Source organism: Chelativorans sp. J32 (genome assembly GCF_000518985.1).
Taxonomy (GTDB): domain Bacteria; phylum Pseudomonadota; class Alphaproteobacteria; order Rhizobiales; family Rhizobiaceae; genus Chelativorans.
The window spans coordinates 22,263-39,688 of the sequence record NZ_JAEQ01000012.1; the positions used below are offsets into that span (position 1 = coordinate 22,263).

Annotated in this window: 18 protein-coding genes; 16 read left to right on the forward strand and 2 right to left on the reverse strand. The window is 61.3% G+C overall.

The features are described 5' to 3' along the window. The first annotated feature begins 71 nt into the window (after nucleotides 1–71). From glyA to CHEJ32_RS0115445, 8 genes are all read left to right on the forward strand, one after another. Nucleotides 72–1,385: a serine hydroxymethyltransferase gene (gene glyA / locus CHEJ32_RS0115410; RefSeq protein ID WP_034658590.1), complete on the forward strand. Its 1,314-nt coding sequence runs from the start codon at nucleotides 72–74 to the stop codon at nucleotides 1,383–1,385. Nucleotides 1,386–1,418: 33 nt separating this feature from the next. Then, nucleotides 1,419–1,883 (forward strand): transcriptional regulator NrdR, encoded by a 465-nt coding sequence (nrdR, locus tag CHEJ32_RS0115415; RefSeq protein ID WP_028034595.1) that lies wholly within the window; start codon nucleotides 1,419–1,421, stop codon nucleotides 1,881–1,883. Nucleotides 1,884–1,918: 35 nt separating this feature from the next. Next, complete coding sequence (gene ribD, locus CHEJ32_RS0115420) at nucleotides 1,919–3,031, forward strand: bifunctional diaminohydroxyphosphoribosylaminopyrimidine deaminase/5-amino-6-(5-phosphoribosylamino)uracil reductase RibD (RefSeq protein WP_028034596.1); 1,113 nt, start codon at nucleotides 1,919–1,921, stop codon at nucleotides 3,029–3,031. Next, nucleotides 3,031–3,645, forward strand: coding sequence for a riboflavin synthase (locus CHEJ32_RS0115425; protein WP_028034597.1), 615 nt, complete (start codon nucleotides 3,031–3,033; stop codon nucleotides 3,643–3,645). Before ribD ends, CHEJ32_RS0115425 begins: the two co-directional genes overlap by 1 nt. A 27-nt stretch (nucleotides 3,646–3,672) precedes the next feature. Next, a complete protein-coding gene (gene ribH, locus CHEJ32_RS0115430) occupies nucleotides 3,673–4,149 on the forward strand; it encodes a 6,7-dimethyl-8-ribityllumazine synthase (protein ID WP_028034598.1) in 477 nt (158 codons plus the stop codon). Further along, nucleotides 4,146–4,652, forward strand: a complete 507-nt coding sequence (gene nusB, locus CHEJ32_RS0115435) for a transcription antitermination factor NusB (RefSeq protein WP_028034599.1) — start codon at nucleotides 4,146–4,148, stop codon at nucleotides 4,650–4,652. The genes ribH and nusB overlap by 4 nt, the downstream gene beginning before the upstream one ends. Continuing rightward, a complete protein-coding gene (locus CHEJ32_RS0115440; RefSeq protein ID WP_028034600.1) occupies nucleotides 4,649–5,866 on the forward strand; it encodes an MFS transporter in 1,218 nt (405 codons plus the stop codon). The genes nusB and CHEJ32_RS0115440 overlap by 4 nt, the downstream gene beginning before the upstream one ends. Nucleotides 5,867–6,055: 189 nt before the next feature. Next, nucleotides 6,056–8,194 (forward strand): sodium-translocating pyrophosphatase, encoded by a 2,139-nt coding sequence (locus CHEJ32_RS0115445; RefSeq protein WP_028034601.1) that lies wholly within the window; start codon nucleotides 6,056–6,058, stop codon nucleotides 8,192–8,194. 66 nt (nucleotides 8,195–8,260) lie between these two features. Here CHEJ32_RS0115445 and CHEJ32_RS0115450 read toward each other — a convergent pair whose 3' ends face one another. Further along, nucleotides 8,261–8,791, reverse strand: coding sequence for an outer membrane protein assembly factor BamE (locus tag CHEJ32_RS0115450; protein ID WP_028034602.1), 531 nt, complete (start codon nucleotides 8,789–8,791; stop codon nucleotides 8,261–8,263). 149 nt (nucleotides 8,792–8,940) lie between these two features. On the opposite strand from CHEJ32_RS0115450, the gene CHEJ32_RS0115455 reads away from it, so the two are divergent. The 6 genes from CHEJ32_RS0115455 to CHEJ32_RS0115485 all read left to right on the forward strand — a co-directional run bounded on the left by CHEJ32_RS0115455 (nucleotide 8,941) and on the right by CHEJ32_RS0115485 (nucleotide 13,369). Further along, nucleotides 8,941–9,489, forward strand: coding sequence for a ubiquinol-cytochrome C chaperone family protein (locus CHEJ32_RS0115455; protein WP_028034603.1), 549 nt, complete (start codon nucleotides 8,941–8,943; stop codon nucleotides 9,487–9,489). Beyond that, nucleotides 9,489–10,040 carry a DUF177 domain-containing protein gene (locus CHEJ32_RS24980; protein ID WP_034658592.1) on the forward strand — a complete coding sequence of 184 codons (552 nt, stop codon included), beginning with the start codon at nucleotides 9,489–9,491 and terminating at the stop codon, nucleotides 10,038–10,040. The genes CHEJ32_RS0115455 and CHEJ32_RS24980 overlap by 1 nt, the downstream gene beginning before the upstream one ends. Nucleotides 10,041–10,144: 104 nt before the next feature. Beyond that, complete coding sequence (gene plsX, locus CHEJ32_RS0115470; RefSeq protein WP_028034604.1) at nucleotides 10,145–11,197, forward strand: phosphate acyltransferase PlsX; 1,053 nt, start codon at nucleotides 10,145–10,147, stop codon at nucleotides 11,195–11,197. A gap of 9 nt (nucleotides 11,198–11,206) precedes the next feature. Then, a complete protein-coding gene (locus tag CHEJ32_RS0115475; protein ID WP_028034605.1) occupies nucleotides 11,207–12,178 on the forward strand; it encodes a beta-ketoacyl-ACP synthase III in 972 nt (323 codons plus the stop codon). A gap of 197 nt (nucleotides 12,179–12,375) precedes the next feature. Then, nucleotides 12,376–12,702, forward strand: coding sequence for an integration host factor subunit alpha (locus CHEJ32_RS0115480; RefSeq protein ID WP_028034606.1), 327 nt, complete (start codon nucleotides 12,376–12,378; stop codon nucleotides 12,700–12,702). 154 nt (nucleotides 12,703–12,856) lie between these two features. Continuing rightward, nucleotides 12,857–13,369 (forward strand): MerR family transcriptional regulator, encoded by a 513-nt coding sequence (locus CHEJ32_RS0115485; protein WP_028034607.1) that lies wholly within the window; start codon nucleotides 12,857–12,859, stop codon nucleotides 13,367–13,369. A 141-nt stretch (nucleotides 13,370–13,510) separates the two neighbouring features. On the opposite strand, the gene CHEJ32_RS0115490 is transcribed toward CHEJ32_RS0115485, so the two are convergent. Further along, entirely contained in the window at nucleotides 13,511–13,714 is a 204-nt protein-coding gene (locus CHEJ32_RS0115490) for a hypothetical protein (RefSeq protein WP_028034608.1), read from the reverse strand. 313 nt (nucleotides 13,715–14,027) lie between these two features. Between CHEJ32_RS0115490 and CHEJ32_RS0115495 the strand changes: the two genes are divergently transcribed. Together CHEJ32_RS0115495 and ligD are read left to right on the forward strand one after the other, a co-directional pair. Continuing rightward, entirely contained in the window at nucleotides 14,028–14,879 is an 852-nt protein-coding gene (locus CHEJ32_RS0115495) for a Ku protein (RefSeq protein ID WP_028034609.1), read from the forward strand. Next, a complete protein-coding gene (gene ligD / locus CHEJ32_RS0115500; protein ID WP_034658593.1) occupies nucleotides 14,879–17,422 on the forward strand; it encodes a DNA ligase D in 2,544 nt (847 codons plus the stop codon). Before CHEJ32_RS0115495 ends, ligD begins: the two co-directional genes overlap by 1 nt. Nucleotides 17,423–17,426 lie beyond the last annotated feature (4 nt).

The following is a 17,426-nucleotide window of genomic DNA, read 5'->3' on the forward strand; positions in this document are numbered from 1 at the left end:
TGGTTACCGGCGCGGAAAAATGCTAATGCCCGGGCTCCGCCCATAGAAGAGCCTCACAAAGGGTGATTGCAATGGCACACGCATCGACCGCAGCGGCCGAGACCGAAAGCTTTTTTTCCAGGCCACTCGAGCAGGCCGATCCCGAGATCTTTTCGGCGATTCGCAACGAACTCGGCCGTCAGCGGCACGAAATCGAGCTGATCGCGTCGGAGAACATCGTTTCGCGTGCGGTGCTTGAAGCCCAAGGTACAGTGCTTACGAACAAATATGCGGAAGGCTACCCGGGCAAGCGTTACTATGGCGGTTGCCAGTTCGTGGACGTGGTGGAGGAGTTGGCGATCGAACGCGCCAAGAAGCTCTTCAACTGCGAGTTCGCCAATGTGCAGCCCCATTCCGGCAGCCAGATGAACCAGGCCGTGTTCCTGGCGCTGCTCCAGCCGGGCGACACCTTCATGGGGCTCGACCTGAATTCCGGCGGTCACCTCACCCACGGCTCGCCCGTCAACATGTCGGGAAAGTGGTTCAACGTCGTCTCCTACGGCGTTCGCCGCGACGATCACCTCCTCGACATGGACGAGGTGGAGCGCTTGGCCCAGGAGCACAAGCCGAAGCTGATCCTGGCTGGCGGCACCGCCTATTCGCGCATTTGGGATTGGAAGCGCTTCCGGGAAATCGCCGACAGCGTCGGCGCCTACCTGATGGTCGATATGGCCCATATTGCGGGGCTCGTGGCAGGCGGCGCGCATCCTTCTCCATTGCCCCACGCGCATGTGGTTACCACGACGACGCATAAGTCGTTGCGCGGCCCGCGCGGCGGCATGGTGCTGACCAATGACGAAGCGATCGCCAAGAAGGTGAATTCCGCTGTGTTCCCCGGCCTGCAGGGCGGACCGCTCATGCATGTGATCGCAGCCAAGGCCGTGGCCCTGGGCGAAGCGCTGCAGCCTGGATTCAAGACCTATGCACATCAGGTGGTGGCAAACGCCCGCGCTCTCGCTGCCAGCCTTCAGGAAACCGGATTGGAAATCGTCTCCGGCGGAACGGATAACCACTTGATGCTGGTGGATCTGAGGCCGAAGAACGCCACCGGCAAGCGCGCCGAGGCTGCTCTGGGCCGCGCCAACATCACCTGCAACAAGAATGGCATTCCTTTCGATCCCGAAAAGCCGTTTGTCACATCGGGCATCCGGCTTGGCACGCCCGCGGGTACGACGCGCGGCTTCGGCGAGGCGGAGTTCGGCGAGATCGGCAAACTGATTGCCGAGGTTCTGGACGGGCTTAGGGCAGCCAATTCCGACGACGGCAATCTCGCCGTCGAGGAAGCTGTGAAGAACAAGGTGATTGCCCTTACCGAACGCTTCCCGCTCTACCCATATCTGGGATGAGCCCGCGAAGGGTATTACCGACAAAGGGACGAGATGCGCTGCCCCTACTGCCAATCCGAAGACACGCAGGTGAAGGATTCGCGGCCCGCTGAAGACGGCGCCGCGATCCGCCGCCGCCGCGCCTGCCCGGTTTGCGGAGGTCGCTTCACCACATTCGAGCGCGTGCAGCTACGTGACCTCGTGGTGGTGAAGAAAACGGGCCGCAAGGTGCCCTTCGATCGCGACAAGCTGCACCGCTCGTTCGAAATCGCGCTCAGAAAGCGCAATGTGGACCCCGAGCGGATCGAGCGCGCGGTGACCGGCATCGTGCGCCAGCTCGAAAGCTCGGGCGAGAACGAAGTGAACACGGGCGAGATCGGCCTGCTCGTTATGGAGGCGCTCAAGTCCCTCGATGACGTGGCTTATGTGCGCTACGCTTCCGTCTACCGTAACTTCCGGGAAGCCAAGGACTTCCAGGACGTGCTGGGCGAGCTGCGGGGCGAGCCGGAATTGGAATAGGCGGGCGTTCGCCCCGCCAAATCGGGGCTTCTAGGATGTCGGGTGTTTCGGGAAACGAGAATGACCGCCGCTTGATGGCGGCAGCGATCCGCCTGTCACGCCGGCATTTGGGCCTGACCGGAACCAATCCGTCCGTGGGTTGCCTGATCGTCAGAGACGACGGGAACGGGCAGCAGATCGTCGGGCGCGGTGTGACGGCCCTGGGTGGCCGGCCTCATGCCGAAACGCAGGCGCTCGAAGAAGCGGGCGAGGCAGCGCACGGCGCCACCGCATATGTCACTCTTGAGCCCTGCGCGCATCATGGCCGCACGCCTCCATGTTCGGAAGCCTTGATTACCGCAGGCATTGCCCGCGTGGTGGGCGCTGCCAGCGATCCCGACCCGCGTGTGAGCGGAAAGGGCTATGCGATGTTGCGCAACGCCGGGATCCAAGTGCTGGAGGGGATACTGGCCGAAGAAGCAGCCGATCTTCTGGCCGGGTACCTCATCAGATCTATAAAGAAGCGGCCAGAAGTAACTCTGAAACTTGCGCTTTCCGTAGACGGAAAGATCGGGCGGGCAGGGCAGGGGCAGGTGCGTATCACTGAGGAGACCGCCCGCCGCCAGGTCCACCTCATGCGCGCCGAGGCCGACGCCATCCTGATCGGCATCGGCACGGCGCTTGCCGACGATCCATTGCTCACCTGCCGCCTTCCCGGACTGGAGGGGCGCTCTCCCACAAGGATCGTGCTCGACCGTGACCTGCGTTTGCCGCCGGCCTCGACGCTTGCGCGCAGTGCGCCCGAGGTGCCGCTTTGGGTCACCGCTGCGAAGGACGTAAGCCCTGAACGACGTGCGGCGCTACTGGCGGCGGGCGCGGAGCTTCTGGGCGTGGAAACCTTTGAGGGCCATATTGCTTTGCCCGAACTGCTGGAGGATCTGGCCGCGCGCGGCATTTCGACACTCATGGTGGAAGGTGGCGCCTTCACCGCGGGCGAATTCCTGGGCGAGGGTTTGGTGGACCGCCTGTGTCTTTTCGTCGGCCCAGGCGAAATCGGGGGACAGGGGATTGCCTCTCCGATAGACCTGGACCATATCCCGTCGGGCTTTGCAAAGCGGCGCGAGGCACGCTTCGGCGGCGATCTCTATTTCGAATATGTGAGGGCTTGATGTTCACGGGCATCGTGACGGATGTGGGTACCGTTCAGCGGATTGCATCGCTTCAGAAGGGCCTGCGGATCAGGATCGAAACGAACTACGATCCGGAGACGATCGCGATCGGCGCCTCCATCGCTTGTGCCGGCGTGTGTCTGACGGTCGTGGAACTCCCGGACGGCGGTTCTAACCGGCGCTGGTTCGAGGTAGAGGCGTGGGACGAGGCGCTTCAACTCACCACCGTCAGTCAATGGCGTGAAGGAACGCGCGTCAATCTGGAGCGGGCGCTCAAGATCGGCGACGAACTCGGGGGACATATCGTCTCAGGCCATGTCGACGGCACGGCAGTGATTCTGGAGAGAAGGGATGAAGGGGACGCGGTCCGCTTTGTTCTTGAAGCGCCGAAGGAATTGTCGAGGTTCGTCGCCCCGAAGGGCTCAGTTGCCCTTGATGGCACATCACTTACGGTGAACCGCGTCGACGGCGACCGTTTCGATGTGCTCCTGATCCATCACTCGCTCGCGGTGACGACCTGGGGCCAACGGCAGGTGGGCGACAAGGTCAATTTCGAGGTCGACACCATGGCGCGCTATGCTGCGCGTCTTGCGGAGGCGGCCAAAGAGGCCTAATCGGGCTCCTCTCGCCCGGAGTGAAAGATGACAGACAAGACAAGAATCCTCATCGTCGAAGCGCGTTTTTACGACGACCTCGCCGATGGCCTCCTCCAATCGGCCAAGGAAGCGCTGGACGAAGCCGACGCAACCTATGATGTCGTGACCGTGCCGGGCGCTCTGGAAATCCCCGGAGCCATAGCGCTCGCCCATCAGGCCGCGCAGAAGGGTGCCAGGGCCTATGACGGCTTTGTCGCGCTTGGCTGTGTGATCCGCGGCGAGACCTATCATTTCGAGATCGTTTCGAACGAATCCGCACGCGGGATCATGGATCTCGCGCTGACCCGCGGGCTCGCCATCGGAAACGGCATCCTCACCGTCGAAAATGAGGAGCAGGCCTGGGCGCGCATAAAGGGACGTCCGGAGACTGGAACCATCGAAGGGGTGGGAAAAGGGCGCGGCGCTGCAGAGGCTGCGCTTCGCATGATCGAACTCAAGAACGCCTTGGAGCGTAAGCCTTGACCAAACCCGCCGAACAAGGCCGCATCGGCAACTTCCGTCCTGCCAACAAGCGGGGCGCGGCGCGTCTTGCGGCCGTGCAAGCGCTTTACCAAATGGATGTGGCTGGCACGGGTCTTCTGGAGACCACCGCTGAATACGAGGCCTTCCGCCTCGGCAAGGAAATCGACGGCAATCTCTACCGGGAGGCGGACGCGCAATGGTTCCGCGCGATTCTTTCCGGCGTGATTGAAAACCAGACCTTCATCGACCCGGTCATTCGCCAGTCGCTTACGGAGGATTGGCCCCTCTCGCGCCTCGATTCGACGCTGCGTGCGATCTTGAGGGCTGGCGTCTATGAATTGACCAAACGCTCGGACGTGCCTGTCGCGGTTGTGGTTTCCGAATATCTCGATATAGCAAAGGCGTTCTATGGCGAGGAGGAGGAGCCCAAGCTTGTCAACGCCGTTCTCGACCGTGTCGCGCGCCGGGTGCGGGGCGAAGGCAGGGGCAAGGATGCTTCGTGACCACCGACGTCCTCTATCGTGAGGCCAGGCACACCGCGCTGATCCTGGCGGCCGCGCAGGCGGTTGTCGGCTCCTCCGCCCCGATCGCGATCTCGATGGGAAGCCTGGCCGGGAGCTATCTCCTCGGCGCAGACAAGTCGCTGGCCACCACACCCATAACCGGCTTCAATATCGGCGTCGCGCTGGCGGCCATACCGGCAGCGATGCTGTTGGGTGCGTTGGGACGGCGCAAAGGTTTCATTTCGGGAACGGGTGTCACTGCGCTCGGGGCTGCGATCGCGGTCTTCGCCCTGTTGCAGGCGAGCTTCTGGTTCTTCACGTTAGGACTGCTCTTCATCGGTGCGGGGAATGCATTTCTCCAGCAATATCGTTTCGCGGCGGCCGACAATGCTCCAGCAAGTTTCAAGCCGCGCGCCATTGCGTGGGTTCTCGGCGGTGGGGTGATATCCGCAATCCTCGGGCCCCAGCTCGCCATTCACACCCGCGAACTCTTTGCGCCCGTGATGTTCGCCGGCGCTTTTGCATCGATCATCGGGCTGTCGCTTATCGGCGCTGTTATTCTTTCGCGTCTGCAAATCAGCAACGACAAAGTGAAAACCGGCGCACCGGTGCAAGGCGAGCCGGCGCGGAAGCTAAGCGAGATCCTCTTGCAGCCGCGATTCCTGACGGGCCTCTTCTGCGGTGTCAGTTCCTTCGCGCTCATGACCTTTGTCATGACCGGCGCGCCGTTAGCGATGGTGGGCTGCGGCTTCTCACCGGACCAGGCAACGCTTGGGATTTCCTGGCACGTACTCGCCATGTTCGCTCCGAGTTTCTTCACCGGAAATTTGATCTCGCGATTCGGTAAGGAGACGATCGTCGCGGCCGGACTCGTGCTGCTCATCGCTTGTGGGCTCGTGTCGCTCTCGGGCATCGAGCTTTGGCAATTCTGGCTTGCGCTGGTGCTTCTCGGGATCGGCTGGAACTTCGGTTTCATCGGCGCCACCGCCATGGTGGCCGAGTGCTATCGCCCATCCGAAAAGAACAAGGTGGAGGGCATGCACGATTTCCTGCTGTTCTCGACTGTGGCCTTCTCTTCCTTCATGTCGGGGCGGGTTTATCACGGCTTCGGCTGGGAGACGCTGAATTGGGTGATCTTCCCCGTGGCCGGTTCCTGCCTCGTGATTCTGGCTGCTCTGGTGCTGCGCCGCAGACGGTTGGTCAGCTCCGCCTGAAAAAGCACCTGAAAAGGTGCGGCGTTTCGTCCCTGGCCGGCTCCTGCGTATATTCGTCGCACGAAGACCTTGACGGGGCGCGGTGTCTTTCACAAAGTCAGCGCCCTGGGCTGCGGCATGTACACGCTTCAGCCTTTCTCTAGGCCCGGGAGGGGTTCCAGCGGGCCGAAATCAAGGGATTGTTTTGGCATGACCATGCTTTACGTTGTCATCGCCTGCGGCCTGCTCTCTGTCCTCTATGCCATCTGGGCTACGCAATCGGTGCTCGCCGCCGATCAGGGCAATGCGCGCATGCAGGAAATCGCCGGCGCCATTCGGGAGGGAGCGCAGGCTTATCTTACGCGGCAATACACGACCATCGCCATCGTCGGCGTGGTCGTCTTCCTCCTCGCCTGGTGGCTGCTGACCGGGGCAGCGGCAATAGGCTTCCTCATCGGTGCAATACTTTCCGGCATGGCCGGCTTCATCGGGATGCATGTTTCCGTCCGGGCCAATGTCCGCACGGCGCAGGCGGCCTCGAAGAGCCTTGCGGCCGGGCTTGATCTCGCCTTCAAGTCGGGGGCGATCACCGGCATGTTGGTGGCAGGCCTCGCGCTGCTCGGTGTCGCCGTCTATTACTGGGTGCTGATCGGGCCCATGGGCTACGCGCCGGCCGATCGCCAGGTCATCGATGCGCTTGTCGCGCTCGGCTTCGGCGCTTCGCTGATTTCGATTTTCGCCCGTCTCGGCGGCGGTATTTTCACCAAGGGCGCGGATGTGGGCGGCGACCTCGTCGGCAAGGTGGAAGCGGGCATTCCCGAAGATGATCCGCGCAACCCGGCCACGATCGCCGACAATGTGGGTGACAATGTCGGCGACTGTGCCGGCATGGCCGCCGACCTTTTTGAGACCTATGCGGTGACCGTCGTCGCCACGATGGTTCTCGGCGCCATCTTCTTCGCCGGAACGGACGTGCTGGGAAGCGTGATGCTTTACCCGCTCGCCATCTGCGGCGCCTGCATCATCACCTCCATCATCGGCACCTTCTTCGTGAAGCTCGGCACGAACAACTCGATCATGGGTGCTCTCTACAAGGGCCTTATCGTGACAGGCCTGCTCACCATCCTCGGCATCGGCGCAGCTACCTCGCTCACGATCGGATGGGGCGATATCGGCACGGTCAACGGCATCACCATCAACGGAACGAATTTGTTCGTGTGTGGTCTTGTCGGGCTTATCGTCACCGGGCTGATCGTCGTGATCACCGAATACTACACCGGCACCAACAAGCGTCCGGTGAACTCGATCGCGCAGGCCTCCGTGACCGGTCACGGGACGAATGTGATCCAGGGGCTGGCCGTATCGCTGGAAGCGACGGCGCTTCCGGCAATCGTGATCGTAGGCGGCATCATCACAACCTATCAGCTCGGCGGCCTCTACGGCACGGCGATCGCCGTGACCACCATGCTGGGTCTTGCCGGCATGATCGTCGCTCTCGATGCCTTTGGCCCTGTGACGGACAATGCCGGCGGTATCGCAGAAATGTCAGGCCTGCCGCCGGAAGTTCGTCAATCGACGGATGCGCTCGACGCAGTGGGCAACACCACCAAGGCCGTCACCAAGGGGTATGCAATCGGCTCCGCCGGTCTCGGTGCGCTCGTCCTTTTCGCGGCCTATTCCTACGACCTGCAATATTTTGCAGCCAATTCCGCGGAGTTCCCCTATTTCGCGAATGTCGGCGATATCTCCTTCTCACTCTCCAACCCCTATGTGGTGGCCGGCCTGATCTTCGGCGGTCTCATTCCTTATCTCTTCGGCGGCATGGCCATGACGGCCGTGGGTCGCGCCGGCGGAGCCGTAGTGGAGGAGGTGCGCAAGCAGTTCCGGGAGAAGCCGGGAATCATGCAGGGCAAGGAACGCCCCGATTACGCGCGGGCGGTGGACATGCTCACCAGGGCTGCGATCCGGGAAATGATCATCCCCTCGCTCCTGCCGGTGCTTGCGCCGCTGGTCGTCTATTTTGGCGTTCTTCTGATTTCGGGCTCCAAGGCTTCGGCCTTCGCGGCGCTCGGTGCCTCGCTTCTTGGCGTGATCGTCAACGGGCTGTTCGTCGCCATCTCCATGACATCGGGCGGCGGCGCCTGGGACAATGCCAAGAAGAGCTTCGAGGACGGGTTCGTCGATAAGGACGGCGTGAAACACATGAAAGGGTCGGATGCGCATAAGGCTTCCGTGACGGGTGACACTGTCGGAGATCCTTATAAGGACACCGCCGGCCCGGCCGTGAACCCTGCCATCAAGATCACCAACATCATGGCATTGCTTCTGCTTGCCGTGCTTGCGCACTGAAGCAGGGGCAGGTCCCGAAAAAAGAAGGCCCGCGGTTTCCGCGGGCCTTCTTCTTGAGAAGGGGCACTATTGACCGCCACCACCCACGGCGCTCAGCGGGTTTGAGGGCGGAGCACCCTTGGCTACACCGGAAATCATCTGCGCGATGAAGTTCTGGTCGCGGCCGCCGGTCGGCGTCGTGCGCGAGATGAAATCGAACACCTTGCCGTCCTTAAGGCCATAATGGGCGATCTGCTTCACGCGCTGGTCTGGCCCGAAATAGACCGCGAGCACCTGCTGGTCGACCAGCCTCGGGTTCATGAAGGCCGCCCCGCGGACGCGTTTTTGCGATATGTAATAGAAAACTTCATTGTCGAAGGTGGCCGTTGTCGACGGCGTGCCCAGCGCCAGCATCACCTGCTCGCGGCTCGAACCCACCGGCACCAGCTCCAGCGCCTGCGGATCGATGACATAACCTTGCGTCAGAGTCTCTCCCGCACTGAGCGTCGAGGACACGCTGCCGCAACCAGAAACCGCCAAAGCGGCACCACCGACCGCCGCGGCGAGAAACGCCCGGCAGGCAAGGCTCCCATTGATTTTCCGTACCCGCAACGACATCTCCTTGCTTTGTTGGCCCGTCTGGAGAAAGGCCGTCACCTTGCACAGGTCGGCAAAACCGGTAAACCAGCTTTCGCGCCGATGCAACTGGACGAGGCTTCCGTTCGCGCTGCATCGGACATTAACCCCCAGCCGAAGGAGGCGACCTCATGTTCCAGTGGCCGTTCGGCGCGCAACGGCGCGCCCGCCGACTCATTGTGGAGGCGCTCTATGCGGAAATCGTGGCGGCAGCGCGGCGTCCCCAGTTCTATTCGGAGTGGCAGGTGCCGGACACGCCTCTTGGCCGCTTCGAAATGGTCGCACTGCACGTCTTTCTCGTTCTCCACCGGCTGCGCGGGGAAACCGGCGCGCCGGCGGACTTGGCACAGGAGTTGACCGACTATTTCTTCCGCGAAGTCGATCATTCCTTGAGAGAATTGGGGATCGGCGATCTTGGCGTCCCCAAACGCATGAAGAAGCTGGCGCGCATGTTCTACGGCAGGCTATCGGCTTATGGAAAGGCGGTGGACGCGGGCGACGAGGCCGGCCTTGCGGATGCCTTAAGGCGGAACATCGCACCAGAGCGCGCCGTCTGGAATGAAGCGGCAGCGATCGCTGCCTATGTAGTGGAGGCTCATCGCCTGCTTTCGGGAGTGTCGAACGAGGATCTCCTTGCAGGCAGGCTTTCGTTCCCGCCTCTGTTGCAGGAGAGATCATGATGGAACCTCACCCGGAGAAGAGTCCCGTCTCTTACTCGATCAATGTACGGAACCTGCCCGCCAAAGGAATCACGGCGACATTTACAGCCGATCCCGAGCAGCGCCGACAGCTGGCGGAGGCGCACGGGCTTCTTTCCGTCGAAGAATTTTCGACCGAGCTTCTCGTGCGCCCCTGGAAAAAGGACGGGATCCAGGTCTCAGGCCGTGTAAAGGCGGAAATAACACAGGCCTGTGTGGTCACGCTCGAGCCACTGGCGGCACGGATAGACGAGGATGTCTCTGCCATCCTCGTTCCGGAGAACTCGCGACTCGCCCGTATCGAGGGTGAAAATGCCGAAATCATCCTGCAAGCCGAGGGCGATGATCTGCCAGAAATCTTTTCAGGCGATTCGGTCGATGTGGGCGCACTGGCCGAGGAGTTTTTCGAACTCGCCATCGATCCCTATCCCCGCAAGGAAGGATCGGAACTGGATCGCCCGGCCGAAGGCGGGGAGGAAACCGGGGGCGGCCCGCTTTATGAGGCACTCAGGAAGCTCAAGGGAAATGGGTAACGAAGTGAAAAGCGGTGAAATCGAGGTTGTGCCGGCGCGCAAAAACGCTATTTTCGCCGGGCTTTCCGGGGGCTCCGCTCCGTTCGACAGCTGAGGCACGCCGCGTGATACGCATATCGATAGATGCAATGGGCGGAGATCATGGACCCGAAGTGACGCTTCCGAGCCTGCTTCGGGTTTCAGAACGCCGCCCCGATGCGAGGTTTCTCATCTTCGGCCGCGAAGATGAGGTGCGGCCCGTTTTGGAGCGGCTGCCACGCCTCAAGGAGATAAGCGATTTCGTCCATTGCGAGGTCGCGGTGCGCATGGATGACAAGCCGAGTCAGGCGCTGCGCAACGGACGCTGGAAATCCTCCATGTGGAAGGCCATCGAGGCGGTGAAGGATGGCGAGGCAGATGCCTGTGTCTCGGCCGGCAATACCGGCGCGCTGATGGCCATGTCCAAATTCTGCCTGCGCACGATGGCCGATATCGAAAGGCCCGCGATTGCAGCCATATGGCCCACGATCCGGGGCGAGAGCATTGTGCTTGACGTGGGCGCGACGATAGGTGCCGATGCCCAGCAGCTTGTTGATTTCGCGATTCTCGGGGCGGCAATGGCGAATGCACTCTTCGATATAGAGCGGCCGACAGTCGGTCTGCTCAATGTCGGGGTCGAGGAGATCAAAGGCCAGGAAGAGGTCAAGGAGGCCGGTCGCATGCTGCGCGAGGCCGCCCTCGATACGATGCAGTATCACGGGTTCGTCGAGGGCGACGACATCGGGAAGGGGACCGTTGACGTCGTCGTCACTGAAGGATTCGCGGGGAATATCGCGCTCAAGACCGCCGAAGGAACGGCACGCCAGATAGCGGAATATCTGCGTGCCGCGATGAGCCGGACACTGATGGCGAGGATCGGCTATCTGTTCGCACGTGACGCATTCCAGCGGCTGCGCGAGAAGATGGACGTGCGCAGGACCAATGGCGGGGTGTTCCTTGGTTTGAAGGGCATTGTGGTAAAGAGCCACGGCGCTGCCGATGAAGAAGGATTCGCCGCGGCCGTCGAGCTCACTTACGAGATGGTGAAGAGCGGCTTGTTCGAGAAGACACGTGCCACGCTCGATCTCTATCATGCGCGCTACCCGGTTGCACCGACCGGAGCCGTCTCAAATGCGTAGGAAAACGGGATGATCAGATCCACCGTGCGTGGCGTTGGTGCGGCTTTGCCGCGCCGAATCATGACGAACAAGGATTTCGAAAAGCTTCTGGAAACGTCCGACGAGTGGATCGCGCAGCGGACGGGAATTCGCCAGCGTCATATCGCATCGGATGACGAAACGACGGCCTCGCTCGGTGAAGCGGCGGCACGTCGCGCGTTGGATGCCGCAGGCCTTACCCCCGCCGACATCGACCTCATCGTGGTGGCGACGTCCACGCCGAACAACACGTTCCCTGCCACCGCCGTCGAAATTCAGGAGCGGCTCGGGATGCGCCAGGGCTTTGCCTTCGACATGCAGGCAGTCTGTAGCGGCTTCGTCTATGCGATCACCTCTGCTGACCTGCATATCCGGGGCGGGCTTGCCAAGCGTGCGCTGGTGATCGGGTCGGAGACCTTCTCCCGCATCCTGGACTGGACGGACCGCACCACCTGCGTGCTCTTCGGCGACGGCGCAGGTGCCGTCGTCCTGGAAGCGCGGGAAGGGCAGGGAACCATGAGCGACCGCGGCATCCTGGCCGAGGCGCTGCGCTCGGACGGATCGCACAAGGACAAGCTCTATGTCGATGGTGGCCCGTCGACAACCCAGACCGTCGGCCATCTGCGCATGCAGGGGCGCGAGGTGTTCAAACATGCTGTCGGAATGATTACCGATGTGATCGAGGACGTCTTCGGTCAGGCGGGGATAACCGCCGAGGATATCGATTGGTTCGTTCCGCACCAGGCCAACAAGCGCATCATCGACGCTTCAGCCAAGAAGTTGGGTATCGCCGAGGAAAAGGTGGTCATCACCGTGGATATGCACGGGAACACTTCCGCCGCCTCCGTACCGCTAGCGCTCAACCAGGCCGTTTCCGAAGGGAAGATCAAGGAAGGCGATCTCGTACTGCTGGAAGCGATGGGTGGCGGCTTTACCTGGGGTGCGGTGCTTCTTCGGTGGTAGCCGGACAACTATTGCTCCGCGCATAGGCCCGAAAATCGGTACCGATTTTCGGAATGCAGGATGCGCAGATCCTGTAAGTCTTTGTGCGTTCTAAAGGACACGCGGCACTGCAGGGTTCTTGACCTCGGTCGCCCAATTTCTTAACGTTCCGCTCTCGCTGTATTTTCAATAGTTTCGAATGGATTGGGAAGGGCCGAATGGGGGGTAAGACGGTGACACGTGCCGATCTCGCCGAGGCTGTCTATCGAAAGGTGGGCCTTTCGCGCACCGAGTCGGCCCAGATCGTCGAGATGGTGCTTCAAGAGGTTTGCGACGCGATTGTACGCGGTGAGACCGTGAAGCTTTCGTCATTCGCCACCTTCCAGGTGCGCGAGAAGAACGAGCGGATTGGCCGTAATCCCAAGACCGGCGAAGAGGTGCCCATTTCTCCCCGGCGGGTGATGACCTTCAAGGCCTCGAATGTGCTGAAGAGCAGGATATTGCAGGCACATCAGGAGCGGGACCTGAAGCGGGAAGCCTCTTAAGACGCCAGCTGGTTCGATCGACAATTCACCGGTTTTGAACAGTCCGGCTTTTTCACCGGCTGTGTCAAAGCCACGTATCATGGCGCGTTCCCCTTGCGTTTCTGGCCCAAGCCGCGAAAATTGAAGCCCTGAGTCGCAAGAGGATCGATACCGGATGGATAAAAGCCCGGACGCATTCCGCACCATCAGCGAGGTTGCCGAGGAGCTCGATCTACCGCAGCATGTGCTGCGTTTCTGGGAGACGCGGTTCTCTCAGATCAAGCCGCTCAAGCGTGGCGGCGGCCGTCGCTACTACCGGCCGCAGGACGTGGAACTGATCAAAGGCATCCGGCATATGCTCTATGATCAGGGATACACGATCAAAGGGGTGCAAAAGCTCCTTCGCGAAAACGGGAACCAATTCGTCGCCGCCGTCGGACGTGGTGACGTCGCCGCGGTCGAAGTCATCGCGCAACAGAAGACCGCGGACAGGGCGCCTGAAGAAGAGCTCGTGCTCGGAAAGCCGAAGGTGAAGCCCAGCCTCCGCTTTTTTGGAATCGGGCGCGGTGATGAAGAGGGGCCGATCTCGCCGGACGACAGCCGACTCTCGCGGGATAACCGGGCACTCCTTCAGGAAGCGCTGTTCGATCTCCTGGAATGCAAGCGCTTGCTCGATCAGGTAAGATAGCAGCATGAAAAAGGGGCACGTCGTGCCCCTTTTTTGTTGCATGATTCAAGTGCTGCGCAGCCTGAAGGCCTTGGCTGCGAATACGACAGAAATACAGATAGAGCAGGGCGCGCGAGCGACTGCCAGCGCATCCCCTCTACGTCACTGCGCAGGTGCACTCGTGCCGCCGGTGCTAGGCGGTGTCGTTGTCGTCGTGCCCGTTCCGGTGTTGCCGGTCGAGGGGGCGGGCGTGGCGCTCGTCGTCCCGGTGTCCGCACCGCCGCTCTGCGAGCCCTGGTTGTTGTCGCAAGCTGCAAGAGTCAAAAGGGCCACGGTCGAGATCGAGGCAAAAATCAGTTTTCTCATCGGTCAGTTATCCTTGACTAGGCCAGGTAAAATTCGCCCGGCTACACCCCCAACCTGGATTTCAGCATGCGGTGACAAAATGACAAGATTTTGATCGAACGTTTCCGACGTATTCTGCTTCAAAAATATTTAAAAGAGGAAGAAACCGTGATGCATAGGGCGCATTCTGCATAAAAATTAATGCAATAAACATTGAGTGATATAAGACAATATTGTTAAGCCCGGAGTTAGCGTCATCCAGAAGGAGAGGTGGCGCTGTCGGAACCATCGCTATGGCGGCAGCGTTTGGTTGTCTTCACCAAGGGAGAGTGAGTTGGCGACGCGTGCTTCCTGGAAAGGGTTTCTCAAAATCTCCGAGTTGGCCTTGCCCGTGGGGCTTTATGCCGGCGCTACCACGTCGAGCCGGGTGTCGTTCCACATCCTGAACCGGAAGACGGGGCACCGGGTGCACCGGCAGTATTTTGACGAGGAAACGGAAGAGCCGGTCGAGCCCGATCAGCAGGTCAAGGGTTACGAGACGGGAGACCATCAGTACATCATCCTCGAACCGGAGGAGATCGCCGAGACAGTTCCCGAAAGCGACAAGACGATCAGGATCGATGCTTTCGTCCCGCTTGATTCGGTCGATGCCGTCTATTTTGACCGCCCCTACTACCTCGCCCCTTCCGGCGCCGTCGCGACGGATTCCTTCGCGGTGATCAGGGAAGGTATGCGGCGCAAAAAGGTCGCTGCGCTCGCCCGTGCCGTGCTGTTCCGCCGCGTGCGCACGCTTGTGCTGCGGCCGGAGGGACCGGGGCTCGTGGCCAGTACGCTCAATTTCGACTATGAGGTGCGTCCTGCCTCCGAGGTGTTCGACGATCTGCCCGACATCAAGATCGAGGGCGAGATGCTCGACCTCGCCAAATACATCATAAAGACCAAGAGCGGCGAGTTCGATCCCCATACCTTCGACGATCGCTATGATCAGGCCTTGGCTGAGCTGGTGCGGGCCAAGATGGAAGGCCGCGAAATCAAACCGCCGAAGCCGCCCAAGGAGACCAAGGTGGTCAATCTGCTCGACGCGCTGCGCAGAAGCGCAGGAGCCGGCGCGGATAAGGCCCCGAAGAAGGCGCGCGCTGGCACGCGCAAGAAGACCGCGTCCGGCGAGCGCCGCAAGGCTGGCTGATGGCCCTCTCCACTTATCGTAAGAAGCGCAACTTCGCAGCCACTCCGGAGCCCAAGGGCGAGGAGAAGAGTTCGCCCGGCGGCAACAGTTTTGTAATCCAGAAGCATGCCGCGCGCCGCCTGCATTACGACCTCCGCCTTGAGATGGACGGAGTGCTGAAAAGCTGGGCGGTGACACGCGGCCCAAGCCTCGTTCCGGGCGAGAAGCGGCTTGCCGTGCATGTGGAAGACCACCCGCTCGACTACGGCGATTTCGAAGGAACCATTCCCAAGGGGGAATATGGCGGCGGCACCGTGATCGTGTGGGACCGCGGAACGTGGTCGCCGCTTGGAGACCCCAAAAGAGGCTTGGCCAAGGGCCATCTGGAATTCGAGTTGCATGGCGAGAAGCTTCACGGGCGCTGGCACCTTGTTCGCATGGGGAAGAAGCCGCGCGAGAAAAAGGAAAACTGGCTCTTGATCAAAGGCGAGGACGACTTCGCCCGCGAGGAAAGCGATCCGGACATCCTGGAGGAGCATCCTGAGTCTGTGAAAACGGGGAGGATGATTGAGGAGGTCGAGGGCGAGGCGCCGGGCTGGTCCTCCAAGACGGGACGAATAGACAGGCCTGAAGCGGTGGATGAGCCAGAGGCGAAGAGCAAGACCAAGACAGCGGGCTCCCGGGAAAAGAAGTCCGGGGGAACGCTTCCGGTACCGAAGCAGGCGAAGAAGGCTGGTTATCCCGGCTTTATCGAGCCTGAGCTTGCCACGCTCCGCAGCAAGCCTCCCCCTGGCGCGCGCTGGCTGCATGAGATCAAGTTCGACGGCTATCGCCTTCAGGCGCATATCCGCGACGGCAAAGTGCAGCTCTTCACGCGCGGCGGTCTGGATTGGACCGAAAAGTTCGGCGGCGCGATCGCGGGAGCCCTGCGCGGTCTCCCGATCAAGCAGGCGATTATGGATGGCGAACTGATCGTGGAAGGAGCCGGCGGGGCTTCGGACTTCTCTGCGCTCCAAGCAGCGCTGTCAGAAGGCCGTACCGAGGGGATGGTATTCTACCTTTTTGATCTTCTCTATCTGGATGGCCAGGATTTTCGCCCCGTGCCGCTGATCGAACGGAAAGCCATTCTGCAGAAGCTCCTGGACGGCGGACCGTCTGTCCTGCGCTATAGCGAGCATTTCGAGGAAGACGGGAAACTCGTATTCGATCATGCCTGCCGCCTGAGCCTGGAGGGCATCATATCGAAAGTCGGGGATGCGCCTTACCGATCCGGCCGCAGCAAGGACTGGATCAAGACCAAATGCTCGAAAGGGCAGGAATTTGTCATTGCCGGATTCGTTCCGTCGAGCACTTTTGACCGGGCGATCGGCTCCCTGGTGCTCGGTTATTATGACGGGGGCCGATTGGTGCACGCAGGCCGTGTGGGCACCGGGTTTAGTCACGCGCTTGCGCAGGACCTGTTCAAGCGCCTTGACAAGATGCGGATTCCAAAAAGCCCCTTTGCCAAGAAGCTGACCGCGGAAGAAGCTCGCGGCGTGAAATTCGTGCGGCCGGAACTGCTCGCGGAAGTTCAGTTCCGCACCTGGACAGCGGACAATCTGATCCGTCATGCCTCATTCCAGGGGCTCAGGGATGACAAGGATCCGAAACAGGTAGTTCGCGAGACGGACGGCGCCAAACCAACCGAGCGCCCGGCCCCCAGTTTCAAGCTGACACATCCCGATCGGGTCTATTGGCCGGAGGCGGGCGTCACCAAGCAGGGACTTGCCGAGTATTACGCCGAGGTCTGGCCGCGCATGGGACCTTTCATCGTCAATCGTCCGCTCGCGCTTGTTCGCTGCCCGGATGGCATAAGCGGCCAGTGCTTCTTTCAGAAGCATGCCTGGCGTGGCCAGTCGCAGGAGATCCTCAAGGCGGTCGATCCGGAGGATGACGAGCCCGTCATCGCCATCGACGATTTTCCCGGCCTCATTGGCCTGGTTCAGGGTGGCACGCTTGAAATCCACCCCTGGGGCTCGCGCCTGGGCGACCTGGAGCGGCCTGATCTGATCAATATGGACCTCGATCCCGGACCGGGGGTCGCCTGGGAGGAGGTGATCGAGGCGGCAAAAGAAGTGCGGGAAAGGCTGGTGCATGCGGGTCTTGAAAGCTTTGTGAAGACGTCCGGCGGTAAGGGATTGCATGTGGTAGCCCCTCTTAAGCCCCGCGCGGACTGGGCGGAGGTAAAGGCCTTCGCCAAGGGAATCGCCGATGCCATGGCTTCGGACGCGCCCGAGCGCTTCGTCGCCACCGTGACCAAGGCCAAGCGCAAGGGAAAGATCCTGATCGACTACCTGCGCAACGGCAGGGGCGCGACGGCCGTGGCGCCGTATTCGACCCGTGCCAGAACCGGCGCGGCGGTATCCATGCCGCTCAGTTGGGAAGAATTGAACCCGGCCATTACAGCCGATTATTTCACCGTCGCCAATGCGCCGACGCGCATCGCGGCACTTACGACAGATCCCTGGGCCGATTTTTGGCGGGCCGCCGCCCCTCTTGGAAAGAAGGTTCGCCGCGCTGCATAGCGCG